The organism is Phormidium sp. FACHB-592, from assembly GCF_014695795.1.
GTDB lineage: Bacteria > Cyanobacteriota > Cyanobacteriia > Leptolyngbyales > Leptolyngbyaceae > Stenomitos.
Genome location: NZ_JACJOZ010000012.1, coordinates 144,501 through 169,324, shown reverse-complemented (window position 1 = coordinate 169,324; position 24,824 = coordinate 144,501). Strand labels below are relative to the sequence as shown.

The following is a 24,824-nucleotide window of genomic DNA, read 5'->3' as shown; positions in this document are numbered from 1 at the left end:
CAAAAACTCGAAATCCCCCGAAACACAGTGTTTTCGGAGGATTTTTTTCAAAGCGGGCGGCGGGAATCGAACCCGCATTATTAGCTTGGAAGGCTAAAGTTTTACCACTAAACTACGCCCGCAAAAGCAATATGCTCGAAGCATTTACAACGGTAACATATTTTCAAGGGAAACACCCAATTGAAGTAGTCATTTGAAGAACCATTTAAGCGATCGCTCAATTCAAGTTCATAGTTCTGTCTAAGGTAGGGTTACCTCTGCATCAACGGTTAAGTTTGACTGTAGAGGTGTCAACAGCTTGCCGTTGGAGTTATCTTGAGCGGGCTTAAACTGCCATTGACTAAAGATCTGTTCGGCAAGGTACTTCAGGGTCTCCGAGTCGATCGAACTACTTGAAGAGCGTAGCGACGTTTTGCTCACATCAAGCATCAACCCGTTGTTATCAATGACGAGAGTAGCTTCTAGACGAATCGTTTGCCCAGCAAGTGTTGACGGGTAGCTGATCGAGATATTTTTCTGAAGGTCGATCGGCTGTGCTAGTTGCTCTGGAATATCCACAAGCGGTGGACGGGGATTAGAGACTGTAACTGCAACGCTTGCCCCTTGTGGCAACTGGGTTATTCGTTGACCCTCCACAGGCTGCTCTGATGCTGCTGGTGGTAGCGTGTTGTTAGACGGATTGGGGTCAGAACCTGGCACTGCCCCTTGAGGTGTATTGGTCGTTGGTGGGGGGGGCTCTTGCGAAGGGAGGGCTTGATTTGGTGGGTTTGACTGAGGTGGAGTAGGGGTCGTTGGAGCGTTACGTGGCTGCGGCACTGGAGGTGCAATTGGCTCAGGCTGTGGTTGCTGAATGGGCGCACGTACCCGATTCCGTCTTGCTATCTGGGGTACGAATGGCTGCTCTACTGGTGGAGGAACGAAATCTGATGACTGCGGCAGTGCAGGCGGTTGTGCTTGTGTAGTGGAGGGGGTGCTAGCCGAAGGCGTGACAGGACGAGCCGCGATTGTCGGGTTGGGTGCCTCCGCTCGTTGGACCACCGTATTCGGATCAACAAACTCAACTGCAATTGGTTTTAGATCTAACTGCACCTTTGCAGTCTGAGTAGCTGCAAGACTAGCAAGGATGAACAGCACCAGATGGATGAGCACAGATCCTAGCGCTAGCGACAGCCATAGAGTTGGAGGGTCTGCGGAGCGCCGCACTTCGGTGAGTGAGTGTTGGTCAGCAGGATTGGTCATCACGCCATGCTAAAAAGCCAATTGATCGCTGCTCAAGCTGGAGACTGCAAGATACAACAGGATCACTCATGATCCTAGCTCACTGCTGACCGTGCGAAAGCAACAGGCTGCAATTGTGCCGACCTTAGCTAGGGAGTGAGCCTTGCCATCATGTTGATTCATAAAGCTGTAGTGAAAAAACTGGCGATCGCAGGCATCTATTAGGAATAATTAGCCTAAAGATTAAAAACGTCGCGAGACTGTTTAAGGCGCTGCACGCCTCGGACGATCGCAGCGTCATGACATTGCTGTGTCAAGTTTAGCCATACTAAAAAGAGGGGTTTAGTGATGACGCAAATTGCTATCTGGAGAATCCAGGCGTTTATGCGTCTGGATTCGTTAATGAGCAAGCTGCAAGGAAGTGCTAGCAAGACTGATGAGCTAGCAGATAGCTTAGTGCGCGCTTTGAGTAGTTTGCCGTCCCGCCCTGCCGATAAGCCTCCGTATCTCAGTTTGTTTTCAGTTGCAGATATCAAAGCGGGTCGCAAAGCAGCAGCGAATCGGTTGCAAGAGCTGTCTAGCAAGCTGCAAGGAGACGTGAATGAGCAAGATGAACTGGTAGATGATCTGCTGCGATCGCTTAGCAATTTACCCGACCGCCCGTCTGACAAGCAGCCTTATGCATCGCTGTTTCCTCCCAGTACAATGCGGCTGCTTACGGCACAGCAGTTTTTAGCGATCGCCCCCGAAGCCAGCACCAGCAGGATAAATGCTCTTGCGCCCCACTTAAACCGCACAATGGTCGAGTTTGATGTATCTACACCACTGCGGCAGGCACACTTTCTAGCGCAAATTGCTCACGAGTCCGATCGTTTCAACGCGCTCGAAGAGTATGCCTCTGGTGAAGATTATGAGTGGCGTGACGATCTAGGCAATATCCATAGTGGTGATGGTGTGCGCTTCAAAGGCAGAGGGCTAATTCAGGTAACAGGTCGCACAAACTATGGGTTGTGTGGGAAGGCGTTGGGTGTCGATTTAATCAACAATCCTACAAAATTAGCATCCCCTGATCTAGCAAGCCGTAGCGCTGGCTGGTTTTGGGCAAGCAATCAGCTGAATGGTGATGCGGACCATGACGACGTGAGAACTGTTACCAGAGTTATCAATGGCGGCTATAACGGGCTGGACGATCGCATACAGCTTCTCAAAGCCGCAAAACGTGTTCTTAAAGTGTGAGCGTCTCAAAAGTTTGAGCGGTTCAAACGTGCGTTCCAAACGTTAGACGAATCTGGTAAAGCAGTTTCAAGCGTGCGTTTCTAGCAGGTGCGCGACTCTGCTAGAAACGCTGTGCTTAGAAACACTGGGCTTAGAACGCGATCGTTGGCACTACAAAGTTTCCAGGCTTGCTGGTAGTAGGCTTCGGTAAGTTTGATGCAGACGAGGGCTGAGTAACAGACGGCTGCTTAACCGGAGGCTGAACTACAGGCGCAACAGGCACAGGTGGCTGTACTGCTTGACTAGGGGCAGTTTGAATCGGCTGAGCAGCCGCAGCAGGTAACGGTACACGAATCGGTCTACCTGTGAGGGGCGATCGAGTCGGTAGAGCAGGCGGTCTAACGGTAGGCTCTGGTGCTCTGTTCCCAGACACTGGAATCGTTATTGGAATCGTGACTGGAATCGTTGCCGATGGGGTTGTTACTGGCAGCGGACGAACGGGAGTCGGGCGAGAACCTGTTGCAATAGTTGGCTCTGGCAGCGGCACAGCAATAGGCACCGACGGGCTAGCAGGTTGGGATACGGAGGGAGCTACACCTGGCGCAAACACAATCTCAGGGCGAACAGGAGTCGGGCGAGACGCGATTGGCACGATTGGCTGTGTTGCTGGCAAGGGGCGTGTTGCTGGAAGCGGCGTTGGAGCAGCGGCGATCGCGCTATTCAACGGCTGGTCATTGGTCAGGTAAAAGTGACCCAACTGCTTGTTGTTGTAGACTCGGCGCGTGATTCGCCAGCCGGGATTGAGGTTGAGTTTCGCAAAACCATTGGTCACGCCGCCTGCCCGACCAATGGGGATTTCAGTGGCATTGCGAGCGACCGACGGCACACCGACTAACAGCAAATCACCATCGCGCCTTACCACACGCAGACTGTATTGCAGTCCCAAATCCTGGTCGCCCATCCGAATTGAATAGCCATTAGCATCAGTGCTGCGTCCGCAAATGCCTGTAAAGTCAAAGCTGGTCAATAACGGGTCGATCGTGGTTGGGCTGCTGCCACTCTCACTCCAACAGGCACGACGGTTCGATACTTGCTCAACAATCACCAATTGATGGGCATTGTTGCCATATGGTGAAGCGACCAAAAGCAGTTTGTTGGGATCTAAATCTACCTTACTAAAAAGAGCAGCAGCAGCAGGTTTGATAGCAGTCAGGGAACTTAAAGCCAGGGTTGCCAAAGCAACCATTTTGAGTCGAGTCATCATGTCTGTTTGCCCAGGGATGAAGGTAGTTACTGCTTCCCTGTCCGCAGGAAGGGGTAACTGTTCCGGACAAACCAAAACAGCACTGTGTCAATTTTTCGACTGGCGTACAAAAAGATGACAAATCCTTACAGAGCAATGGTTTTCGGGAACTCTTGCATACTTTTGTGGTCAATCAAGCATTTCGACAAAGCGATGTTTGTGCCCAACCAATACCCCTTGGAGTGAGCCAGCGTTTACCCCTTCAATAGACGCTTTAATAGACGTTGATCGATCGCCGTGCTTTTGAACATTGGATGACTTGTTGTTAAACGTTTTATCCTTAAGCCTGAAGCTCTCATCCTTTAGCCCTCATCCTTTCATCCCGCCCCTGTTATGTCGTCTGATCCAGTGTCTGTTGTCGTTGTTGGTGGTGGTGCGGCTGGCTTTTTTGGAGCGATCGCCTGTGCTAGCCAGCATCCCCATAGCCGAGTCACGCTACTGGAGGCGGCACGTCAACCCCTTACTAAGGTGCGTATTTCCGGCGGCGGACGCTGCAATGTGACGCATGCCTGCTTTGATCCGGCACTTTTGGTACAGCATTATCCCAGAGGCGGCAAAGCGCTGCGGAGTCCCTTCAGCCGCTTTCAGGCGCGGGATACGGTGGAATGGTTTGAGTCACATGGTGTCACGCTGAAAACTGAGGCAGATGGACGTATGTTTCCCATCACCGACGACTCAGCAACGATCGTCACCTGCCTGATGCAGACGGCGAAAGCAATGGGTGTAAAACTTTGGCAGGGAGCCGCTGTAAAAGATGTTTCTCGGCAGGAGCATGGCTTTGCTGTGACGGTGAAAGCGGGTGAAATGCTCACGTGCGATCGTCTCCTGCTTGCTACTGGCAGCAGCCCCCAGGGTTTTGCGATCGCTCGTGCGTTTGGTCACGCGATCGAACCACCCGTGCCGTCTTTGTTTACCTTCAATATTGCTGATCCACGCTTACATGATCTGGCAGGCGTATCGGTGCCAATGGCGCATTTACGGCTGCAAACAGGCGAGAAAAGCTCTTTAGAGCAAACGGGACCGCTGCTGATTACCCATTGGGGTTTAAGTGGTCCGGCGGTACTGAAACTGTCTGCCTGGGGAGCTAGGGCGCTGCATGATAGCCGTTATCAAGCGACCCTACTGGTAAACTGGTTGCCGCAGTCTAACCCAGAGGCATTGCGTCAACAGCTTTTAGCCGTGAAGTCGCAGCTACCGAAGCGGGCGATCGTCACCAGTTGCCCTGTACTGATACCTCGCCGCTTGTGGGAACGGTTGACTAGCTATGTTGGTATCGCTGCCGAAACGCGCTGGGCAGACCTATCAAACAAAACGCTGAACTTATTGATTCAGGAACTGACCCGTGGACAATATACGATCAGCGGCAAAGGAACGTTTAAAGAAGAATTTGTCACCTGTGGCGGTGTTCGCTTGAAGGAAGTCGATTTCAAAACGATGGAGAGCCGTTGCTGCCCCGGACTCCACTTTGCAGGCGAGATTCTAGATATCGACGGTGTAACGGGCGGCTTCAACTTTCAGAGCGCCTGGACGACTGGTTGGATTGCGGGTCAGGCAATGGGAGCGCTAAATCCTTAAATTAAACACCTGCACTAAGCCCGTCAGGATGAGATAGATTGCCACGATCAAATTGAGCAGGCGAGGAATTGCCAGAATCAGGATGCCTGCTAAAAGGGCAACAATGCCACTAAGCCGAAAGTTGACTTGAATGTCAGCCGCTTGCTGGGCAAGGAAGAGGTAGTCCAACACAGCATTTGCCTCTCAGTAAAGGTTTAAGTACAAAGATGCTTCCACAGTACTCTAAGCATCTCGTATCAGGATGTATCTCAGGAGGCAAAGGGCGATCGTCCTTAAAGCACCAACAGCATTGCTTGAACGCCATTGCCAGTCGCCTCTGTATGAGCGTCATTCATCAGCTTTTATCGAGAAGTGTAAAGTCTCTTGTGTGATAGGCAAGAAAATCTAAAGTTATTTGAACCAAATCCTGATCAAGCTGGTCTAACTATGTGGGTTCCAACACTAAAGGACTCTAAGCTGCTTGCGGCGTGAGAATTACAAACAGACATCTGCACAAGATCACTCAATTTGCAGACTGCCTTGATCCCAAAAATCTTTACAATTCGACATAATGTCGCTACACAGCTTACTTCTGTTCATCCGCTGCACATAGTACAAAAGGCTCATGATTTCAGTAATTTCGTCCTCTGTCCCCTTCGCACCTAAAGCAGTGTTGTTACACAAGGCAAAGCCAACCTCGATCGCTCGGTGGGCAGTGGTAGTAGGAGCGGCACTTGCTGTTTCGGGCTGTGGTCTGCTGCCAAAGGGCGACAATGCTGATGCTCAAACACGCCCGTCCGGTAATGCTCAAGGTCAAAGGACAGCGGCAGTTGATGTGGCGATCGCGGCAACGGCTCCTCTAGAAGCAGCAAGAGAGTATACAGGCACTACCCAACCCTTGCAGGAAGTAGCGATTCGCGCTCAGGCAGAAGGGCAACTCCAGGCATTGAATGTCGATGTGGGCGATCGCGTCCAGCGAGGACAAACTTTGGCACGGATTGATGACTCCATTCTGACAGCTGCAACCGCCGAAGCAGAAGCCGAACTGGCATCCCGCCGGACAGAAATTAGCCAGCTTCAAACTCAAGTCAGCGATGCCCAGACGCAGGTGGAGCAGGCACGGCTGCAACTTCAGCAAGCAGAGTCAGATGCGGCTCGTTACCAACGTCTCGCCAGAGATGGTGCTGTCACGCAGCAGCAGGCAGAACAATCGCGCACACAGGCGAGAACAGCAGCGCAGGTCTTGCGATCGAGCCAGGAACGGGTGCGAAACCAGCAACAGGCGATCGCAGCGGCACAGGGTCGGGTTGTGGCGCAGCAGGCAGTCGTTGCCCAGCAGCAAGAGCGGCGATCGTATGCCGTGCTGACCGCGCCCATTAGTGGGGCAGTGCTAATGCGATCGACCGAGGCAGGCAATGTCGTACAAGTTGGCAATGAACTGCTGCGGCTAGGTGACTTCAGCCAAGCAAAGGTGACAGTGCAGGTTTCGGAACTCGACCTGACTAATGTTCGGTTGGGTGGTGCAGCAAACGTGCGGTTAGATGCTTTCCCCAATGAACGGTTTGCCGGTAGGGTGACGCGAGTATCGCCAGCCGCTAACCCCACCTCTCGTCTAGTGCCTGTTGAAGTAACCATTCCCAACCCAGCAGGTAAAGTAGGCAGCGGGTTGCTAGCACGGGTGAGCTTTATGCAAACAACGACCGATCGCATTGTTGTACCACTGGCTGCCGTGCAGGACGATCGAGCTAGAGGTCAACAATCCAGCCAGAAACCTGAGTCGACTGATCGACAAGCGAATCAGCAGCCTAGACAGCGAGGGTCAAACGCAGGAGCCGCTACCTCTAGACAGCCAGAGAACGGTAACGCAAAGCCCAAGCAAACGAAAGGCACCCTGTTTGTCGTGGCAGGCGAGGGCGAACAGGCGAAAGTTGCCGCGCGATCGGTCACCTTAGGCGAACAGCTAGACGGTAAAGTCCAAATTCTTGCGGGACTGAAACCGGGAGATCGCTTTGTTGCACGCACCAGTAAGCCCCTCAAAGATGGTGACTCAGTGCGCTTGAGCATCCTGTCAGCAAAGTAACGTCTAACGAGACTCGTCTGAGTGCAGCGACGTAGAGATCCTCAATTTCTTTGTTCGGTCTGGCTAGCTAGCTGCACTTAAGACAGAAGGCGGGAATCTGACAGAATCCTGACCTCTGCATCCCTTTGCCTCCTCTAACTGCCTACACCTGCTCCTTCACCATCCCTAGCCCTCATGCAAGCTCCTTCCTCGTCTGGCTTTAGCCTCAGTACGCTCTCAATTCGGCAGCATATTGGTACCTTAATGCTGACGCTAACCGTTATTGTCGTTGGCATCTTTTTCATTACTCAACTGCCGGTTGATTTACTGCCTTCCATTACCTATCCCCGTATTGGGGTGCGTCTGGTGGCACCAGGCATCTCCCCAGAGGTGGCGATCGACGAGATCACCCGACCGCTTGAAGAGGCGCTGTCAACTACTGATGGAGTAGTGCAAATCTATTCGCAAACGCGAGAAGGGCAGGTCAACCTGGATCTGTACTTCAAACCTGGTAGCAATGTGGATCAAGCGCTCAATGATACAACGGCAGCGTTTAACCGCAGTCGGGGTCAGCTACCCGACACGATCGAAGATCCGCGTCTTTTCAAAGCTGATCCCTCTCAGTTGCCAGTTTACGAAATGGCGCTTACGTCGCCATCATTGCGCGATGTCGATTTGCGCGTATTTGCTGATGAAGAACTGTCGCGTGAATTGGGTGTTGTCGCAGGCGTTGCCTCGGCAGATGTTTTGGGCGGTGTCGTGGAAGAAGTGCAGGTCAACATTGACCTAAATCGCCTGCAAGCGCTAGGCATTGGCTTGACCGATGTGTTAGATGAACTGGAGCAGCGCAACCAGGATATTTCTGGTGGACGCATCTTGGGCGAAAACGCGGAACCTTTGACGCGAGCAGTCGGACGTTTTCAGAATGCGGCTGAGATTCGAGATTTGTCGTTTGCAGCAGGTGGGCAGCAGTCAGGTGGTAGCAGCCAGCAGACAGGTAGCAGTCAGCAATCAGGAGGTAGCGGTCAGCAGTCAGCGGCCAGCAGTCAGCCATCAAATTCAACTCAAAACTTAACGACTTCAACCCAAAACTCTTCTTCCCCTGCTCAACGTGTGTATTTGAGAGATTTTGCAGAAGTAATTGACGGCACTGAAGAGGAGCGGGTGCTGGTCAATCTCAATCGGCAAAAAGCGATCAAAATTAGCGTGCAAAAACAGCCAGATGCTAATACGGTGTCGGTAGTGGATGCAGTGAAGCAACGGCTGGAAGAGTTACGACAGTCGGGGTTAATTCCAGCCGACATGATTATCACACCTACATTGGATGAATCAAAGTTCATTCGCAACTCGCTGGCAGATGTGATTAATTCAGGGCTTTCTGGTGCATTGTTGGCGGCGATCGCCGTTTTCATCTTTCTAGGGTCGCTCCGGCAGACGTTCATTATTGCGCTAACGATTCCGCTCTGTACGCTGGCGGCAGCGATCGTCATGAAGCTTTGCGGCTTCTCGCTCAACATTTTTAGCCTGGGTGGGTTGGCAATTAGTGTCGGGCAAGCAATTGACACCTCCGTTGTAATTCTTGAAAACATCAGTAAACGGGTGGAACCACTCAAACTGGATGGACTCGATCGCCACAACGGCAACGGTCATCACAATGGCAACGGGCATCACAACGGGAACGGGAATGGACACGGAAATGGAAGTGGACGGCGCGATCGTGCCCGTGTCCTGATCACAGCCGTTGAAGAAAGCAGCCGCGAAGTCGAATCGTCGCTTGTGGCTTCGACAGCTGCAAACCTGGTGTCGGTCTTGCCCTTTATCCTTGTGGGTGGCTTCATCTCGCTGCTGTTCAACGAACTTATTCTCACGATTTGCTTTGCTGTTGCCGCTTCACTCGTCGTGGCGATTACCGTTGTGCCCATGCTCTCGGCGCGTCTCTTTGCCATTGAGTGGTCGAGTGGATTGAATCGGCTGTGGCTGCTAAGGGCGTTTAACCAACGGTTGGATGGTCTCACCCGTTCCTACGGCAATACATTGGCGAAGATTATTCGTCGTCGGGCGATCGTCATTATTACAGCATTCATTGTTCTAGGAGGCAGCGGTGTTGTGATGGCGGGTCAGATTCCGCAAGAGATTCTGCCCCGCATTAGCACCGGACAGGCAAATGTCAACGTTCAATTTCCACCCGGCACCTCGCTAGAAACCAATCGGCGCGTGATGGCAGCGGTAGACGATGTGCTGCTAAAACAACCAGAAACAGAGTATGTCTTCACCACCGCAGGGGGTTCGCTGTTTGGCAACTCCGTCTCGGCAAATCCATCACGTAGTACAGGCAACGTAACGCTCAAAGAGGGGAGCAACGTGGAGGAGTTTACCGAACGGGTAACGCGAGAAATGAATCAGCTTAATCTGGCAGGTGTGCGGGTACGGGTTTCGGCAGGTTCTGTCCGTGGTTTGACGTTGAACAACTCACCTTTACGGGGTGCTGAAGTGGATGTCGTGCTGCAAGGAGAAGACGCGAATGTGCTGCGGCAGGCAGGGCGCCAGGTGCTGTCAGCGTTAGATGAACAAGTGAAGCTATCAGCGTTTCGTCCCGATGCGGACGATCGCCAGCCCGAAGTGCAAATTCGTCCCGACTGGGAACGCGCCAATGCTCTTGGTTTAACGACTCAGGAGATCGGCAACACGATTCAAACGGCGATCGAAGGTTCTGTGCCCACCCAACTTCAGCGGAGTGAGCGCCTGGTTGATGTGCGAGTGCAGTTGAATCAGGACTTGCTCACACGACCCTCCCAGTTAGCGCAACTTCCGTTATTTGTTGATAACAATGCTCTGGTGAGACTAAGCGACGTTGCCAAGATTGAAGAAGGGCAAGCTCCGGGTGAGATCCAACGCATCAACCAGCGTAGTGTTTTTCTGATTGCAGGCAACCTAAACAAAGGAGTTAGTTTGGGCGCGGCGCTAGAGGAAGTGCAGCAGATTGTCTCGAAACTGGACTTACCCGATGGCGTGACGGTGCTACCGAGCTATGCCGGACAAACCAATAAAGAACTCCAGAGTGCGCTGGTAGTGCTAGGCGGACTTGCTGCCTTTCTGGTCTTCGTCGTTATGGCGGTGCAGTACAACTCTGTAATCGATCCGCTCGTCATTATTTTGACGGTGCCGTTGGCGCTGGCGGGCGGCATTTTGGGTCTGTTTGTGACGCAAACCGCGATCGGTATTACCGTTGTGGTTGGTGCCGTACTGCTTGTCGGGATTGTGGTCAACAACGCCATCATCATGGTGGAAACGGCAAACCAGATTCGTGAGGAAGAGGGACTTAATCGCGCCACTGCCATTCTGAAAGCTGCTCCCCAACGCCTGCGTCCGATCCTTATGACTACGATCACGACCGTTTTAGGACTGTTTCCCCTGGCGTTGGGTATTGGCGAAGGATCAGAGTTCTTGCAGCCGCTGGGTGTGGTTGTCTTCTCCGGTCTAACGCTGGCAACCATGCTGACACTGTTTATCATCCCTTGCTTCTATGTCCTGCTGCACGACATCTTTAGGCGGGATATGGGACTTGGGCAGTTGGTGACACGGACGCGATCGCTGGTGCTGTCAGGACGAAAGTAATCGTTGCGGCAATGCAATAACGACAACCTGCGTCTAAGCGAGCCGTCAGCCACGGCTCAACTCACCTCTTAGGGGTAAGGCTCGATCGTGAAACTGCTTAACCACAAGTAATAGCTGTGCCTGTTAAGAGGAAGTTAACCTCGCCTTACGACAGAGGGCACTTTAAAGCACAATCGTTAACATATGTTCATAAGCATAAAAACTTGTAGTCAACCAGCCTTGAAGTCACCTTCAAAAGAGGCAGTGTTGTCACAAAGTCGGCAGCTTAATCTTCCGTTGCCGCTTTGTCTTTCAATCTAATTCCCAGCGATCGATTTCCTGAAATCACTCTTTTAGGAAGCGGTTCGCATGGAAGTTATTGTGCAAAAAGTTGAATGCTTACCAGCTAAACAGAAGCTTAATATCATGGTTAATAGTAGCAGCTTTGATCTAGTAGACAATCATCCGTTTACAGAGATTTACCATCTATTTGACCGCTTTAGAAACGGCGTTTGGTTGGTTGGTATTCCATCCTGGCTTTTTGGCGCATTCGATCGGGTTACGGCTGCGTTTGCGGATGGCTATGTTTCTGCCATTGAGTTTATCCACTTTGTCACTGCTATCTTATTCCTCCTGGGTTGGTTGTACTTAAGACCCAAACCAGATGCTGGTTTTGAAGCAACTCTGCTCCAACAATATCCTTTAACTGGTTTAGAAAAGACCTATTTAGAAACAGCGCAGTCGCGGATGGCTGAACTGCAAGATCAGCACATGATTCATCAGGAATATGTGTTGCCCTTCTCCTATGTTTGCCAGATTTACCATTTGCTCAACCTGAAACATCTAGAAAGCGTTCACAGTTTTAGCCTTAACAATTTACGTGTAATCCAAGTCAATCAGATGCAGCCTACTGACATTGGTGGCAGCATCAAATTCCAAACTACGTTGGATTCTCCCTTTAATGCCTTGAGAGTATGGCGGCAGCCTGTGGTCGAAGTAGATTTGACGCTCCATACACCTTTCACAGTTGAGCTAAGTATTCCTGTGTATAGCGGGAAGCGTATGACTGTGATGTTCAATGCCATTCCACTAAACCAAACGCAGCATAAGCTGTTTATTGACATCTACAGCGATCTGAAGTGGTATAAACCACTGCTGCAACTGTTGCTTCATGCTGCCTCTTGTTTAACCCTTTTTGAAGATCTTCCTTATTTGCAAAAATTGGCAAACCGAAAGATTCATCGTCTGGTACAGCTAGACCGCATTCCAAACAGTGAAACCATGTGGCTTTTTAAGCGGTTTGCTGCTCTTTATGGTTCGACGATCGCCCCGACTCAAGTGATCGAACCAGCCGAGCAGCATTGATTAGCGTGCAAGGCTGCTAATGCGAAACCGTTGTGCTGCTTTTACTTTTTGAGCATAGAAGGAAGCCGCCTGTTCACCCCGACTGCACTCCTGAGCAAAGGTAATCAGGTGATGCGCCACTAGCCCAATGTGGATCAGATTTTCAATTTTGCCTGTTTTAAACTTGGGTCCCGCCATATTCCAGAATGTTTTGCGGTAGTTGCTAAGTACGCCAATCCGCAGAATGAGATTTGCCATAATCCACAGTCCTGTGCGGATATTCTTTTTGGATAAGCGGGCTGGACTTAAAGGAGGCTTAATGCGGTTAGCAAAGGTGTGTTCTACGTTGTATGCAAACCGTTGGTAGAGAAAGTCGGGGTCGTAAGCGGTTGTAATGCAGCGTCGCCACATCTCTACTACCTCGTTATAGGGCATAAGAAACTCTACGTTTGACTCCCGCTGTTCATCAAAGTTAAGCCGTCCTTCCTCCTCTAACCTGCGCCATAAGGGAGTACGTGGTAACGCATGCAGCAGATTGATGGTCAGCATAGGGATATTGGACAGGCGAATGAATTCTAGAATGCGATCGCCCGTATCTGGCGTATCTGTATCCAGCCCAATGATGATGCCTGATACAACTTCCATCCCATAGCTGTTGAGAGTTTTGATTGCTTCCAGAATGGACATCCCGCCCATTAGGTTTTGCTGCTTCGAGATGGACTTCAGCGCATCCGTCTCGGGCGTTTCAATGCCGCAGAAGACTGTGCAGAAGTAGGCTTCGCGCATCATTGCCAGCAGTTCTTTGTTCTGCGCCAGGTTCAGCGTCGCTTCGCAGGCAAACTGAATGGGGTAGCCGTTGCGCTTTTGCCAGTCGATCAAATGTGGCAGTAGCTTGAGGGCGGCACGGCGGTCGCCCACAAAGTTATCATCCACAAAATACACAGCTCTCAGCCCACCTGAAGCCAGCATTGCGTCCAGTTCTGCCACAATCTGTTCTGGCTCTTTGAGCCGAGGATTGCGCCCATACAGCTCAGGAATGTCGCAAAACTCGCAGCGGTAGGGGCACCCGCTAGAATACTGCACGTTGCCGATGAAATATTTATCCAGGTTGACCAGGTGATAGGCAGGAATGGGAAACTCGTTGAGCGGCAGTCGCTCGGTGGTTTCAAAGCGGATTTGCTGAGGCGGGCGATCGCGATGCAAGTCCATATACTCAATCATGCGATTGGTCGCATCGCCCAATTCTCCAATGTGCAGCAGGTCAAAATCAGGATAGTAGTCTGGACAGCCCGAAACCGAAGGACCACCGATCGCGGTTAGCTTGCCATAGCGGTGTGCCATCTCGTTGATCTGATTGATCTGCGATCGTTGAATGTGCATCCCGCTCACAATCACGGCATCTGCCCAGCGATAATCAGCCGGTTTCGCAGACCGGATATTTTCGTCAACAAACCGAACGTCCCATTCTTGGGGCAAGTAGGCTGCTACCACCAAAATGCCCTGTGGCGGCATAAACGCTTTCACACGACCCAGTAACGGATAGGCATTGTTGAACGTCCCAAAAGAAGGGCTGTACTTGGGAAACACGCAAAGAATGCGGCGCTGATTCTGGGGAACATAGCGTGGCTTTCCAGGCACACTTTCAGGAACGGGTTGCTCGAAATCCTTGAGTACAGCAGTCATCAGGCATCCTCACCAGTTTTCACCTTGATGATCACTGTAAAGATGATGATAGAAAATTTCAAGGGTTGAGGGGCGAGAAAGTCGTCTATTTGGAGGTTTGTGCCCTACCAAGCAATGTACGCGATCGCTCCATGTGGTTTGAAACGTGAAGGCAAACAGAACAACGAAAGCTAGTTTTGCGAAGACATGGCACTGTCTTAGCGCAACTATGCCGGAAGTAATCGCCCTTACACCTTATAAGGACTACAGGTGATGCCATGCACGAACGAGTGCGTGATCGTGCTTCTACGTTCGTCGTACGTTCATGCAGCACCAGTCCTGACGTTTCCAGAGAGCTGCGACCACCCAGCCATTTTCTTCGAGGGTATCAGCAACAGGTTTTGCTTGATCAAGCAGAATGCCGCTAAAGATGCCCCAGGTATGTGGATGGACGATCGCAGTCATTTGCGGAATCAGGTCGATAATCACTTCGGCAAGAATATTGCAGACAATACCGTCTACAGGTGCGTTAATAAGCTCGGCAACGCGATCAACACTGCCTGCTTCGATCAATAAATGTTCTGCTGCAATCCCGTTGAGATCGCGGCTCTCCCGTGCGGCTTTCACCGCAAGCGGATCAGTGTCCACGGCATAACCTTGCTTCGCACCCAACAGCATGGCACCGATCGACAAGATGCCAGAGCCACAGCCAATATCGGCAATGACTAAATCTTTGACATCACCACCTAAGCGCATTTCGAGCGATTCCAAACAAAGCTGCGTGGTTGCATGATCCCCAGTGCCAAAGGCAACCCCTGGCTCAAGTTTCAGAACGATGCGATCGGACTGCTCTGGCGCAGGTAACCAGGCAGGATTAATGAGGAAGCGATCGCCAATTTCTTGCGGTTGCCAGTGTTCTTTCCAGGTGCTTGACCAATCTTCTTCGTCAATGAGATTCCACTGTACCGCTGGAATAGGCAACCCAACGCACAGTGCGTCTTGTCGCAACGCTAGGGCTAAGGCTGCCAGATCAAGAAGCTGCGCTTGCTCTTGTGGTAAATAAGCACCAATCAAGCACGAATGCCCCTTCACTTCGCTGGACGAGCCGCGACAGCCGAACAGCTCTAGCCGCCAAAAGATCGTTTCTTCCAGGTCAGTGTCGCAAAGAATTTGAATGTTCCACCAGCTATTTGCCATAAGAGCAGTCAGCGATTAGCTTTATTGCCATATTTTTCTCGTTGCCCATACGGTATACATGACTAAATGACGGCTGATTGCTGACGGCTAGTGGCTATAACGTTACTGTATAAGCATCCCGAATCCCTGGCACCTTCAAAATCTCAGCCAGAATATCGTCAGGCAGGGGGTCATCGATGCTTAATACCATCACCGCATCACCGCGTACGATCTTGCGCCCCACTTGCATACTGGCAATGTTGACATTAAAGCTGCCTAAAAGGGAGCCGATTTTACCAATGATGCCTGGCATATCGCGGTGCAGGGTAAACAGCATATAGCGGTTCGGCGGCACGTTAACTGGAAACTCATCCACACTGGTAATGCGAATTTCTGAATCGCCCAGCAATGCACCTGTGACAGAATGCTCGCCCAGTGAACCTTTAGCAGAAAGATGGAGCGATCCCGTATAGTCCTTAATCGACGCATCGCGGGTTTCGATGACACGAATGCCACGCTCTTTAGCCTCCAGGCTAGCATTGACGTAGTTGACACGTTCTTGCAGAGCATGAGACAGCAACCCTTTGAGCGCCGCTACTACAATCGGCTGACTTTGATTGGTTGCCAGTTCCCCTTGCAGGCGCACCGTGAGCGCTTCGACTCGTCCACCTGCCAGTTGCGCGACCAAATTGCCTAATGTTTCTGCTAGTTGCAAGTAAGGGCGTAGTTGCTCCAGTAAGTCAGGGCGCAGTCCGGGAATGTTGACCGCCGATCGCGCAGGTAAGCCCAGTAGCACATCGCGGATTTGCTCGGCTACGTCGATCGCCACATTCACCTGTGCTTCTTCCGTCGAAGCGCCTAAATGTGGCGTCATCACCATTTCTTTACCTAGGGAGCGCAACGGTGATTCACCAAGTGGCTCCTGCTCGTACACATCCAACGCTGCTCCAGCGATTTTGCCCTCTTGCAACGCCTGTGCCAGCGCCGCTTCGTCAATGATGCCACCACGGGCGCAGTTGATAATGCGTGCGGTCGGCTTCATTCGAGCGATTGCCGCTGCATTGATCAAATGGGTAGTTTCTGCTGTTTTGGGAATATGTAGCGTAATGTAGTCTGCCTGTTGCAGCAGCACATCCATTTCAACAATCCGGCAACCTAACTGTTCTGCTCGTTCATGGGAAATGAAGGGGTCGTATGCCAGCAACTTCATGCCCATCGCCCGTGCGACGGTGGCAACGTGAGCACCAATCTTGCCCAGCCCCACGATCCCCAACGTTTTTTTGTAGACTTCAACGCCTGTGAAATGCTTGCGATCCCACTTGTCGGCTTTTACAGACTGGTTTGCAGCGGGAATATAGCGCGACATTGCCATCATCATGGCTAGCGTATGCTCGGCAGCGGCGATCGTGTTTCCTTCCGGGGAATTCACGACCACAATGCCTTTGCGTGTGGCTGCTAGCACGTCTACATTGTCAACGCCAACGCCAGCTCGTCCAATAATTTTAAGTTGATTGCCTGCCTCAATGACTGCTTGAGTCACGCGAGTGCCAGAGCGAATCATCAACGCATCGTAGTCAGGGATGATGCGGATCAGGTCATCAGGCGACAAATCCGTTTTTACGTCAACCTGGGCAACCTGGGATAGGATGTCGATCCCCACCTGATCGATTGGGTCAGAAACAAGAACTTTAGGCATAGCAAACAGCCAGGATTAGACGCAGAGCGCTCTAGAACAACAGGTACTTTTGGTCTTAGCCACCACCGCAAAAGACTCGGTAAGAAGGAAGAAGAAGATATTCACCTTACTCCCTTAAGATGAAGATGGCTAACGAAGCAGACCATCTAGAGTACGCCATTTTGAGGCTTGCTTTGCCGAAACTGCTTGATTTTTTTAATTCGATCGTGGAAGCCGTTAGCGGTCAGCCATGATGATGTTCAGCTCACTTGTGTCCGTTTACTTACTCTCATGAATTATCTCGTTGCCGTTTTGAGCGATCGCATTAAGGCAGAAGAAGCTTACTCAGCCCTAGAAAGCCAGGGTTTACCGATGACCAAGATCGCCATTTTGGGTAAGGGCTATAAAAGTGCTGATGAATATGGGTTGCTTGACCCTAATGAGCAGGCAAGCAAGCAAGTGAAGCTACTGGCAATTTGGCTTGTGCCTTTTGGCTTTGCTGCTGGCTATGTTTTTAACCTCATTACCAAAATTGATACCTTTCCGTGGGCAGGGGAATTTGGTAGCCACGTCATTGGTGGTTTGCTTGGTGCGGCATCAGGTGGGTTGGGAAGCATTTTTGTGGGTGGCGGTGTTGGGTTAATCTCAGGTAGCGGCGATGCCCTACCCTACCGCAATCGCCTTAATGCCGGAAAGTATCTGCTTGTGGTTAAAGGTTCAGAAGCCCTTACTCGTCAGGCAACCACTATTTTGCGACAGTATGATCCTGAAAGCATACAAGGCTATGTCGATACATCAGACTCATGAACGATTGCGTAGCGACTGCTTCATGACCACCTTATTACTAAGGTAATGTGCGGCTAATTTGCTCTCATCCCTTGCTTTAATAACGTTGGGTTAAGCTCTTCTTCCCTAAGCAAAGAGCAGTGATTGAAAAGACAATAGCTGCCGTTTTGACCCGTGCATTCAGTCAAAACAGCAGCTATGGAAGGAGATTATTGATTAACGATGATTAATTAGTCAAACTAACCAAGAAACGAAAGCATTCGATCGGCTTACAGTAGACCCCAGAAATGTAGAACACCTTGACCAGAGTAGAGTTCAATTAGTAGAGCAGCAGAGAAGCCGATCATTGCAAGACGACCATTCCACAATTCAGCTTGAGGAGTGAAGCCAAACTTCCAAGCGTTGCGATCGGTTTCTACAACAACAGGCGTAGTCACTTTTGTGGCGTTAGTCATGGTTATTGCTCCAATTACTTTAGATTGACAAAGGTTACGGATCAACGAACTAGCGCTATCAGGGGAAGTGGAAAAACCACCAGTGAAGCTTCGTTAAACTCTGTGAACTAATATAACGAAAGATTTCAAAAACGGCTAGTAATTGCCCGCAGATCTTTCCAAAGAGGCAGAAATATGTATGGAAAGTAAGGTAAAGCTTTCAGGCTTTAGCCTCCCTCTCGCTTCTATGCTCCCTTACTTCCAACTCAAGAGCAGCCAGATGCCAACGAGGGCTATAAGTACGCCGAGGATCGCCCGTGGGCTAACTTTTTCGCCAAGGGCGATCGCTAGGGGAATGACGAACAGAGGGCTGGTAGCGCTGAGTGCTTGGGCTATGCCAGCCGCCGTGTATTTCAGCGAAATTTGTTGGAGCCAGATCGCTAGATAGGTGCTAGCAAACGCTGTGCCCGTGAGAATGAACAGAAAGCGGGGCGATCGTAGAAGCTTCAAATCCTGATTCAATGTCTGAGCAGAGCGTTGCTGCACCAGTAGCCAGAGCAGCAGCACCAAGCCACCTGCTACTAAACGAATGAACGCACTCCACAGAGGGTCGATCGTGGTGCCTGCCAGTGCCGCTCTCGATAGCACTGCACCACTCGCTTGACCCAAGGCTGCCAGCAAGCCAAACCCAGCCCCTCGACACAGTTGGGGTTGAGTTGTGGCTTCAGTTGTGCGCTCGACCACAACCCACGCTACACCAGCGATCGTCAGCGCAATGCCAAGCCATGCCCCTACGGTAAGACGTTCTTGTAAGAAAACCAGCGCCATAACAGCCGCTAGCGGTGGCGCGATCGATTCCAGTGCCAGCGTCCGTCGTGCGCCGAGGCAGTTGAGTGCCTCGAAGTAAGCGGTATCGCCAAAGCCAATGCCAATCACTCCGCTGAGGCAGAGCAATCCCAGTGCCGTAGGGCTAACGTGCGGTAACAGTTTGCCTTGCAGCAAGAGGGTCAGGAGCAAGAAGCCGATCGCAATCAGTCCCTTAATCAGATTCAGTCGGAGGGGCGACAACTGTTGTCCAAGGCTAATGTAAACAACTGAGGCAAGCGCCCAAATGAGTGCGGCACTTAAGGCTGCCAGTTCACCACGAAAGGTCGTTAAAAGGGAAGACATAGCAATAGCGGTTTACTTTGTGTCATGGTACCGCCACGATCGCTGTCTTCATTGCGCTCTTTGCTGCTGATAAAGTGCTTTGAACCGCTTTTGCTGCTCGTTGTGATCAACGATCGGAGCCGGATAACCGCAGCGATCGCGATCCAGAGGCAGAATGTTACCTGTCACTAAATCTTCCGTCTCAATGCTGCGGAGTTCTGGTAGCCATTGGCGGATATATTCAGCTTCCGAGTCAAACTTCTTTGTTTGGCTAGCAGGGTTAAAGATTCGGAGCGGCTTCGGGTCCATGCCGCTGGAGGCGCTCCATTGCCAACCGCCATTATTGGCAGACAGGTCGCCATCGTACAGCCGTTGCATAAAGTACTTCTCGCCCAGCTTGACATCGATCATCAGATCCTTCGTCAAAAAGCTGGCAACGATCATCCGGCAACGGTTGTGCATCCAGCCAAGCTCGTTCATCTGACGCATGGCAGCATCAACGATCGGGTAGCCTGTTTTGCCCTCGCACCATGCCTTGAAATGTTCTGGGTTATTGTCCCACGGAAAGTTTTGGAATGGTTTGCGATACGCGCCATCTGCCAACTGTGGGAAAAAGTACATGACAGTCTGGTAAAACTCTCGCCATGCGAGTTCCTGCCGCCAAACGCGAATGCCGTCCTTTGCCTCATCACTACGAGCCTGCTCCATCGCTTCCGTCGTTTTTGCCCACACCGTACGAACACCGATCGCGCCAAACTTGAGCGCTGCGCTGAGATGAGAGGTGCCTTCGGGATTGAACGGAAAATTGCGCTGTTCCTGATAGTCTACGATGGAGTGATCGCAAAACGTTTCTAAACGCTCCTGTGCAGCGGCTTCTCCTGGTTCCAGCAGCAGCGGGTTATCCCACACGAAACCCAGGTCTCTAGCTGTTGGTAGCGCGATCGCACCTGCGTTCTGTGCGACTGTTTGCTCCTGCTCTGTCAAACCGATCGCTGCCTCTAGCTCCTTCGCTGGTTCGGCTTTCGGTTTGCTGCTCCAGTTGCGCCAAAAGGGTGAGTAGACCGTGTAAGGATCACCATTGCCTGTGCGAATTTCGTCTGGTGCGTGGAGAAGCTGATCCCAGAAATTTCGGAACGAGATACCAGCCTGCTTGAGAGCTTCTTGAATCGCACGATCGCGCTTCTGCGAGTATGGCTCTACGTCTAGATTCCAGAAGACTGCCTTCGCCTTCAGCGCCGTTGCTAGCCCAGGAATGGCGCTCTGCGGATCAGCCTTTAAGATAAGAAGCTGACTGCCCGCTTGAGCATAGCGCTGCTGCAATGCCTGCAAACAGCCCATCATGTAGTTGATTTTGGCAGGTGCAACTTCATCCCGCTGCAACAGGCTGGGGTCAAGGCAAAACACGCCTACAACGTTCTGGCTTTTCTCACGAGCCGCTGCCAGCCCGATATTGTCCGAAAGGCGTAGATCGCGACGGTGCCAAAAGAGAATGAGATCAGACATAAATAGCTAATAGTTTTTGGTTTTTAGTTTTTAGCTGTTGATTACTAGCGGGGTCACTTACTAACAACTCATCACCAACCGCTATAGAAACGGTCGCGCTAAGACAAAGCTGCAAATTGTTTTTGCGTCGGTGATGTCGCCAGTCTGGATAGCTTTTTCGACTTGGGCAATCGTCATCATCACGGTTTCAAGATCTTCATCGGCATCCTGGCTCGGTGGATTTTCGAGCCGTGTCAAATCCTGCGCTAGATAGGCATGGATGCTCTCATCTGAGTAGCCTGGAGCCACGAAAAATTCGCCTAGTTTTTGCCAGCGATCGACGTGATAGCCCGTCTCTTCTTCAATTTCACGCTGGATCGTTGCTTCGGGCGTTTCACCTGGCTCCACCGTACCCGCCGGAAATTCTAGCAGTCGTCCCTGTATAGCAAAGCGATACTGCTTTACCAGAATCAACGTGCCCTCTGCTGTCACAGGTACAGCAAGCGCACCGCCCGGATGCCGAATACACTCCCATTCTCCTTGCGTTTGATTAGGCAAGCGATAACGGCTCGACTCAAAGGAAAATTTGCGCCCTTGATAGAGCAAGCGTTGTTTGAGCAGTTGGGGTGGTTCGCGACCGAGGGGCATAAGGGGAAAGGGTGTGGGGAGTAGGGAGTAGGGAGTGGGGAAAAGCAGAGGCGGGGGCGGCAGAGGGAGCGAGGGGGACTTTTGAGTTAAGAGTTTTGCGTTTTAAGGTTATTTTGCTTCTTGCCTTCTGCCCTTTGCCTTCTAACTCCTGCCTTCTCTAAGCAAGTCTGACTTCTGAACAGTCTACCGTTTGTACTAGTTGCGCGATCGATTTTCCTGAAATTGGCTCAATCCAATGAGGCGCAATCTCTGCTAGCGGCACCAGCACAAATGCCCGCTCGGTCATATGCGGATGGGGAATTTGTAGGGTGGGCGTGTTGAGTATGACTGCATCAAACAGCAACAAATCCAGGTCGAGCGTTCGGGCACTCCAGCGTTCTCGGCGGATACGACCAAAATCAGCCTCGATTCGCAGCAAGGCTTCTAGCAATGGCTGGGGTGACAAGGTGACGGTGAGCAGCGCACAGCCGTTGAGATAGTCAGGTTGCGGTGGTCCAACGGCTTTGGTCTGATACCACTGCGATCGTGCCTCTAGCGCAACCCCCGGAGTCTGTGCCAAAGCTTTCAGCGCTGCTTCTAGTATCGTCAGCGAATCACCCAGGTTGCTACCCAGCGCGATCGCACAACGAGCCGACGCTACCGTATCCGTGCTCTCCGACATCGCCAAACCCTTTCCAAAACCCACTCCTTCTTCCCTACTCTCTATGCTTTAACGCACGATCGTCAAAATTGCGGTCAAAAGGCTCAGTAAAATGAGTACCCACAGCACTGAACCGGGGATGAAGGTTAGTAGTCCAATGCCACGCAGAATCCAGACCAGCACTGTCATCGACAGCACTGCCAGAAATGCCACCATGCTTGGCTTGAGCGATCGTCCCATGACTTTAGCGCCTCTGACTGTTGCGAAGTCCGCCCAGAATGCCGATGCCAGCAGCCAGCAGCAGCATTGCCCAAATGGCGTAGTTAGGTAGCGTCGTCAATATGCCAAGACCCTTTAGCACAATGAGTACCGCTGTCAGCACCAGCATGACGCCAACAATATAGAGAATGATGGAAACACCAACATTGTTCGGGCTGCCACTCACAGACTCATCTCCTCAAACCGCTACGGCACCTAACCATTGTGGCACGTAGAGGGAAGGGGAAGTTTTGAGTTCTAAGTTTTGAACTATGAGTTGACTTTGCCGCTGACTGTCTGGCAATCGATCATTACCCTCACCCTCAGCTTGCACCGTTTTCTAGCGTCAAAACCTTCTGTAGGGCGGTCGCAATATGCCTCAACGCAATATGCCTTAACACTATTCAACTTGACATTGACCTAAACTACACTTAATCTATCGAGATGTAGTAATTAGAGTCCTATGTCCATCTCCTTGCTCTATCCCACACAGCTTTCCGACGTGACACAGACGTTCTCGCCACGATCGCTGTTGCCGCTACGACAGCAAAGCATCTGGAAGATTGAGGCAGGAGTGGTGCGAACAATTACCTGGCTAGAAGATGGCACGATCGCCGCGACTGGCTTATGGGGACCAGGCGATCTTGTAGGCAAAGCGCTCTCCAAAATGGAGTCATACCAGATCGAATGCCTGACAACAGTTGAAGTTTCTCTGCTGCCTGTCAGCCGCCTATACGAAGAAACGGAGGCGTTAATCAGCAATCTTCAGCAAAGTGAAGCCTTTTCGCTTATTCGCAGCTACCGCAAAATTGATGCGATGGTGCTCAAGCTGCTCAGTTGGCTTGCCAAAAAGTTTGGGCGTGAGGTTGAAGCCGGACATCTCATCGATCTCCGTTTGACGCATCAGGATCTTGCTGAAATGCTAGGCACCACACGAGTGACAATTACCCGCACACTCAGCCAGTTTGAACAACAAGGTTTGATCGATCGCTTGCCCCTGCGCCGCATTGTGCTAAAAGAAAGCGACTTCTGGCATTACGAGATTTAAGCGATCGCTCACTTCCTACGTTGAATCCATAATCAAAAGCCCAACATCGATCATGATGTTGGGCTTCTTGCTTTCAAGGCAATCAGTAAGAGTCAGACTGCCAAGAGCCAATTATGGATTGGCGTAGAAATCGTTGCTGACCACTAGGCGGAGATCGGCGGAGGGATCAATCACAATCAGGTTCGGTGTGGTTGGCGTTTGGGGTGCGGGTTGCCCACCTGTGACACTTGACAGAATGTTACCCAGATCAAGCTTTTGTCCCAGGATAGTTGCGAGGACAGCACTGGTTGCCGCAGAGGTTGCCGCATCCTTGAGCGTGCCAGGGTTGGTATTTTGGGTCACGGGTTGCCCGGTGACGACCTGTGATCGCGCACTGAAGGGATACGATTTATTGTCGATCGACACCCGTTGAGCGATAAACTGCGTGCCCAAGATTTGACCATTGCTGCTGACCGGAATCAGTTGACCCACAATCTCACTATCTTTAGGAACAACGACTTGACCCTGAGCATTTTTAAGATCATCAACCACTCGTAGAGCCAGGTTATTGATCGTCTCACCAGGAGTCACCACAATCTTTTGTGAGCCGAGATAACGGATGTTGACGGGTGTCCCCTGAGGCACTAGATAACGAGGATTTAAGGCAGTTGAGGTTGGTGTTGGAGTAGGAGTGCTGCCTGTAGTCGGTGTGGTCGGTGTAGTGCCAGTTGTTGGTGCGGTGCCGTTCAAACGGGCAATGTAGTTGTTTGCACCTTCACTCGTGGCGATCGGTGGAAGTTTGCCTTGATTTACCAACGTTTGGTAGATATAAGCTGCAACATCCGCACGAGTCGCGGTTTCATTGGGGTTGAGAAAGCTGACGTTAGGATAATTGACCACCACATTCCGCTCTGCCGCTGCTGCAACACCACCTTTTGCATAGGCGGGAATTTCACCACTATCTCTGAATGACGTTAGCGTTGTGTCGGCAGCACGGGTCGGCGTGAAGTTCAAACCGCTGGAGAGAGCAACTAAAACCTGTACTTTCGGAATTTGCTGTTCGGGTTTGAAAGCACCATCAGGATAGCCGCTCATAAAGCCCGTTTCATACGCTTTGCCGATCGCGGGTGCTGCCCAGTAAGAGCTGGGAACATCAGCAAAGCCACGCGAGACGCGTACTGTATTGTTGCTGAACGCATTTTTGACGATCGCTGCAAACTGAGCACGGGTTACAGGAGCATCGGGCTTGAACGTACGATCGGGAAAGCCTGCGATAATCTGCCGCTCAGCCAGGGTTTCAATGAAGGGTCGCGCCCAGTGAGAGCTAGTATCTGTAAAATTGGCGGCGGAGGCGGGAGCCGAAACGATAAATGGTGCAATGGCACTTGAGGTCACACCCAATGCCAACAGTACTGCACCTGTTGAAGACCAAGGACGAACACTAGACATAAAAAAACTCCGTAAACGCTTGAGCGATACTGACGAATTACACGTATTGAGCGATAGCAAAAAATCGTTTTCCTTGTGAGCAATGTCTACACGCTCAACAAAGGTTGGTGATGCAACCGTGGTTTGCGTGTAACCTGATGACCCGGTTTCG

The 24,824-nt window shown here is 51.3% G+C and carries 21 protein-coding genes and 1 tRNA gene; 7 read left to right on the top strand and 15 right to left on the bottom strand.

What is annotated here, in order from left to right; genetic code table 11:
* Nucleotides 1-51 precede the first annotated feature (51 nt).
* Both H6F86_RS02660 and H6F86_RS02655 read right to left on the bottom strand, forming a co-directional pair.
* Nucleotides 52-122, bottom strand: a tRNA-Gly gene (locus H6F86_RS02660).
* Between the two features lie 118 nt (nt 123-240).
* On the bottom strand, nt 241-1,239 hold the full coding sequence (locus H6F86_RS02655) for a hypothetical protein (RefSeq protein ID WP_190446561.1): 999 nt from the start codon (nt 1,237-1,239) through the stop codon (nt 241-243).
* 327 nt (nt 1,240-1,566) lie between these two features.
* Here H6F86_RS02655 and H6F86_RS02650 point away from each other — a divergent pair, with 327 nt between their 5' ends.
* Nucleotides 1,567-2,454, top strand: a complete 888-nt coding sequence (locus H6F86_RS02650; RefSeq protein ID WP_190446560.1) for a glycoside hydrolase family 19 protein — start codon at nt 1,567-1,569, stop codon at nt 2,452-2,454.
* A gap of 130 nt (nt 2,455-2,584) precedes the next feature.
* Here H6F86_RS02650 and H6F86_RS02645 read toward each other — a convergent pair whose 3' ends face one another.
* Nucleotides 2,585-3,697, bottom strand: a complete 1,113-nt coding sequence (locus H6F86_RS02645) for a DUF3747 domain-containing protein (RefSeq protein WP_190446559.1) — start codon at nt 3,695-3,697, stop codon at nt 2,585-2,587.
* Between the two features lie 372 nt (nt 3,698-4,069).
* Here H6F86_RS02645 and H6F86_RS02640 point away from each other — a divergent pair, with 372 nt between their 5' ends.
* The gene (locus tag H6F86_RS02640; protein ID WP_190446558.1) at nt 4,070-5,311 is read left to right on the top strand and encodes an NAD(P)/FAD-dependent oxidoreductase; all 1,242 of its coding nucleotides are present in this window, start codon (nt 4,070-4,072) and stop codon (nt 5,309-5,311) included.
* On the opposite strand, the gene H6F86_RS02635 is transcribed toward H6F86_RS02640, so the two are convergent.
* Nucleotides 5,300-5,482, bottom strand: coding sequence for a DUF3096 domain-containing protein (locus H6F86_RS02635; RefSeq protein WP_199304962.1), 183 nt, complete (start codon nt 5,480-5,482; stop codon nt 5,300-5,302). The genes H6F86_RS02640 and H6F86_RS02635 overlap by 12 nt on opposite strands.
* A 433-nt stretch (nt 5,483-5,915) precedes the next feature.
* On the opposite strand from H6F86_RS02635, the gene H6F86_RS02630 reads away from it, so the two are divergent.
* The 3 genes from H6F86_RS02630 to H6F86_RS02620 all read left to right on the top strand — a co-directional run bounded on the left by H6F86_RS02630 (nt 5,916) and on the right by H6F86_RS02620 (nt 12,308).
* Entirely contained in the window at nt 5,916-7,370 is a 1,455-nt protein-coding gene (locus H6F86_RS02630; protein ID WP_190446557.1) for an efflux RND transporter periplasmic adaptor subunit, read from the top strand.
* 174 nt (nt 7,371-7,544) lie between these two features.
* The gene (locus H6F86_RS02625) at nt 7,545-10,964 is read left to right on the top strand and encodes an efflux RND transporter permease subunit (protein WP_190446556.1); all 3,420 of its coding nucleotides are present in this window, start codon (nt 7,545-7,547) and stop codon (nt 10,962-10,964) included.
* Between the two features lie 405 nt (nt 10,965-11,369).
* Nucleotides 11,370-12,308: a hypothetical protein gene (locus H6F86_RS02620; protein WP_190446555.1), complete on the top strand. Its 939-nt coding sequence runs from the start codon at nt 11,370-11,372 to the stop codon at nt 12,306-12,308.
* On the opposite strand, the gene H6F86_RS02615 is transcribed toward H6F86_RS02620, so the two are convergent.
* The 3 genes from H6F86_RS02615 to serA form a co-directional block, all read right to left on the bottom strand.
* Nucleotides 12,309-13,970, bottom strand: coding sequence for a B12-binding domain-containing radical SAM protein (locus H6F86_RS02615; protein ID WP_190446554.1), 1,662 nt, complete (start codon nt 13,968-13,970; stop codon nt 12,309-12,311). It lies immediately after the preceding gene.
* Nucleotides 13,971-14,255: 285 nt separating this feature from the next.
* Nucleotides 14,256-15,146, bottom strand: coding sequence for a 50S ribosomal protein L11 methyltransferase (gene prmA, locus H6F86_RS02610; RefSeq protein WP_190446553.1), 891 nt, complete (start codon nt 15,144-15,146; stop codon nt 14,256-14,258).
* Nucleotides 15,147-15,240: 94 nt separating this feature from the next.
* Complete coding sequence (gene serA / locus H6F86_RS02605) at nt 15,241-16,821, bottom strand: phosphoglycerate dehydrogenase (protein WP_190446552.1); 1,581 nt, start codon at nt 16,819-16,821, stop codon at nt 15,241-15,243.
* Between the two features lie 270 nt (nt 16,822-17,091).
* Between serA and H6F86_RS02600 the strand changes: the two genes are divergently transcribed.
* Nucleotides 17,092-17,607, top strand: a complete 516-nt coding sequence (locus H6F86_RS02600; protein WP_190446551.1) for a hypothetical protein — start codon at nt 17,092-17,094, stop codon at nt 17,605-17,607.
* Between the two features lie 248 nt (nt 17,608-17,855).
* On the opposite strand, the gene H6F86_RS02595 is transcribed toward H6F86_RS02600, so the two are convergent.
* The 7 genes from H6F86_RS02595 to H6F86_RS02565 form a co-directional block, all read right to left on the bottom strand.
* A complete protein-coding gene (locus H6F86_RS02595; RefSeq protein WP_190446550.1) occupies nt 17,856-18,041 on the bottom strand; it encodes a chlorophyll a/b-binding protein in 186 nt (61 codons plus the stop codon).
* Between the two features lie 234 nt (nt 18,042-18,275).
* Complete coding sequence (locus H6F86_RS02590; RefSeq protein ID WP_190446549.1) at nt 18,276-19,190, bottom strand: DMT family transporter; 915 nt, start codon at nt 19,188-19,190, stop codon at nt 18,276-18,278.
* A gap of 48 nt (nt 19,191-19,238) precedes the next feature.
* Complete coding sequence (locus tag H6F86_RS02585; protein WP_190446548.1) at nt 19,239-20,672, bottom strand: FAD-binding domain-containing protein; 1,434 nt, start codon at nt 20,670-20,672, stop codon at nt 19,239-19,241.
* Nucleotides 20,673-20,753: 81 nt separating this feature from the next.
* Nucleotides 20,754-21,299, bottom strand: coding sequence for an NUDIX hydrolase (locus tag H6F86_RS02580; RefSeq protein WP_190446547.1), 546 nt, complete (start codon nt 21,297-21,299; stop codon nt 20,754-20,756).
* A gap of 157 nt (nt 21,300-21,456) precedes the next feature.
* Entirely contained in the window at nt 21,457-21,960 is a 504-nt protein-coding gene (gene folK, locus H6F86_RS02575; protein WP_190446546.1) for a 2-amino-4-hydroxy-6-hydroxymethyldihydropteridine diphosphokinase, read from the bottom strand.
* Nucleotides 21,961-22,008: 48 nt separating this feature from the next.
* Nucleotides 22,009-22,179, bottom strand: coding sequence for a hypothetical protein (locus H6F86_RS02570; RefSeq protein ID WP_190446545.1), 171 nt, complete (start codon nt 22,177-22,179; stop codon nt 22,009-22,011).
* A gap of 4 nt (nt 22,180-22,183) precedes the next feature.
* The gene (locus H6F86_RS02565; RefSeq protein WP_190446544.1) at nt 22,184-22,384 is read right to left on the bottom strand and encodes a hypothetical protein; all 201 of its coding nucleotides are present in this window, start codon (nt 22,382-22,384) and stop codon (nt 22,184-22,186) included.
* A 276-nt stretch (nt 22,385-22,660) separates the two neighbouring features.
* Here H6F86_RS02565 and H6F86_RS02560 point away from each other — a divergent pair, with 276 nt between their 5' ends.
* The gene (locus H6F86_RS02560; RefSeq protein WP_190446543.1) at nt 22,661-23,245 is read left to right on the top strand and encodes a Crp/Fnr family transcriptional regulator; all 585 of its coding nucleotides are present in this window, start codon (nt 22,661-22,663) and stop codon (nt 23,243-23,245) included.
* A 111-nt stretch (nt 23,246-23,356) separates the two neighbouring features.
* On the opposite strand, the gene H6F86_RS02555 is transcribed toward H6F86_RS02560, so the two are convergent.
* Nucleotides 23,357-24,673 (bottom strand): S-layer homology domain-containing protein, encoded by a 1,317-nt coding sequence (locus tag H6F86_RS02555; protein WP_190446542.1) that lies wholly within the window; start codon nt 24,671-24,673, stop codon nt 23,357-23,359.
* Nucleotides 24,674-24,824: the final 151 nt, after the last annotated feature.

Excerpts from the sequence above, each read along its gene's own strand:
- H6F86_RS02655 (WP_190446561.1), bottom strand. The coding sequence starts at position 1,239 with ATGACCAATCCTGCTGACCAACACTCACTCACCGAAGTGCGGCGCTCC.
- H6F86_RS02650 (WP_190446560.1), top strand. The coding sequence starts at position 1,567 with ATGACGCAAATTGCTATCTGGAGAATCCAGGCGTTTATGCGTCTGGAT.
- H6F86_RS02645 (WP_190446559.1), bottom strand. The coding sequence starts at position 3,697 with ATGATGACTCGACTCAAAATGGTTGCTTTGGCAACCCTGGCTTTAAGT.
- H6F86_RS02640 (WP_190446558.1), top strand. The coding sequence starts at position 4,070 with ATGTCGTCTGATCCAGTGTCTGTTGTCGTTGTTGGTGGTGGTGCGGCT.
- H6F86_RS02630 (WP_190446557.1), top strand. The coding sequence starts at position 5,916 with ATGATTTCAGTAATTTCGTCCTCTGTCCCCTTCGCACCTAAAGCAGTG.
- H6F86_RS02625 (WP_190446556.1), top strand. The coding sequence starts at position 7,545 with ATGCAAGCTCCTTCCTCGTCTGGCTTTAGCCTCAGTACGCTCTCAATT.
- H6F86_RS02620 (WP_190446555.1), top strand. The coding sequence starts at position 11,370 with ATGGTTAATAGTAGCAGCTTTGATCTAGTAGACAATCATCCGTTTACA.
- H6F86_RS02615 (WP_190446554.1), bottom strand. The coding sequence starts at position 13,970 with ATGACTGCTGTACTCAAGGATTTCGAGCAACCCGTTCCTGAAAGTGTG.
- prmA (WP_190446553.1), bottom strand. The coding sequence starts at position 15,146 with ATGGCAAATAGCTGGTGGAACATTCAAATTCTTTGCGACACTGACCTG.
- serA (WP_190446552.1), bottom strand. The coding sequence starts at position 16,821 with ATGCCTAAAGTTCTTGTTTCTGACCCAATCGATCAGGTGGGGATCGAC.
- H6F86_RS02600 (WP_190446551.1), top strand. The coding sequence starts at position 17,092 with ATGAATTATCTCGTTGCCGTTTTGAGCGATCGCATTAAGGCAGAAGAA.
- H6F86_RS02595 (WP_190446550.1), bottom strand. The coding sequence starts at position 18,041 with ATGACTAACGCCACAAAAGTGACTACGCCTGTTGTTGTAGAAACCGAT.
- H6F86_RS02590 (WP_190446549.1), bottom strand. The coding sequence starts at position 19,190 with ATGTCTTCCCTTTTAACGACCTTTCGTGGTGAACTGGCAGCCTTAAGT.
- H6F86_RS02585 (WP_190446548.1), bottom strand. The coding sequence starts at position 20,672 with ATGTCTGATCTCATTCTCTTTTGGCACCGTCGCGATCTACGCCTTTCG.
- H6F86_RS02580 (WP_190446547.1), bottom strand. The coding sequence starts at position 21,299 with ATGCCCCTCGGTCGCGAACCACCCCAACTGCTCAAACAACGCTTGCTC.
- folK (WP_190446546.1), bottom strand. The coding sequence starts at position 21,960 with ATGTCGGAGAGCACGGATACGGTAGCGTCGGCTCGTTGTGCGATCGCG.
- H6F86_RS02570 (WP_190446545.1), bottom strand. The coding sequence starts at position 22,179 with ATGGGACGATCGCTCAAGCCAAGCATGGTGGCATTTCTGGCAGTGCTG.
- H6F86_RS02560 (WP_190446543.1), top strand. The coding sequence starts at position 22,661 with ATGTCCATCTCCTTGCTCTATCCCACACAGCTTTCCGACGTGACACAG.
- H6F86_RS02555 (WP_190446542.1), bottom strand. The coding sequence starts at position 24,673 with ATGTCTAGTGTTCGTCCTTGGTCTTCAACAGGTGCAGTACTGTTGGCA.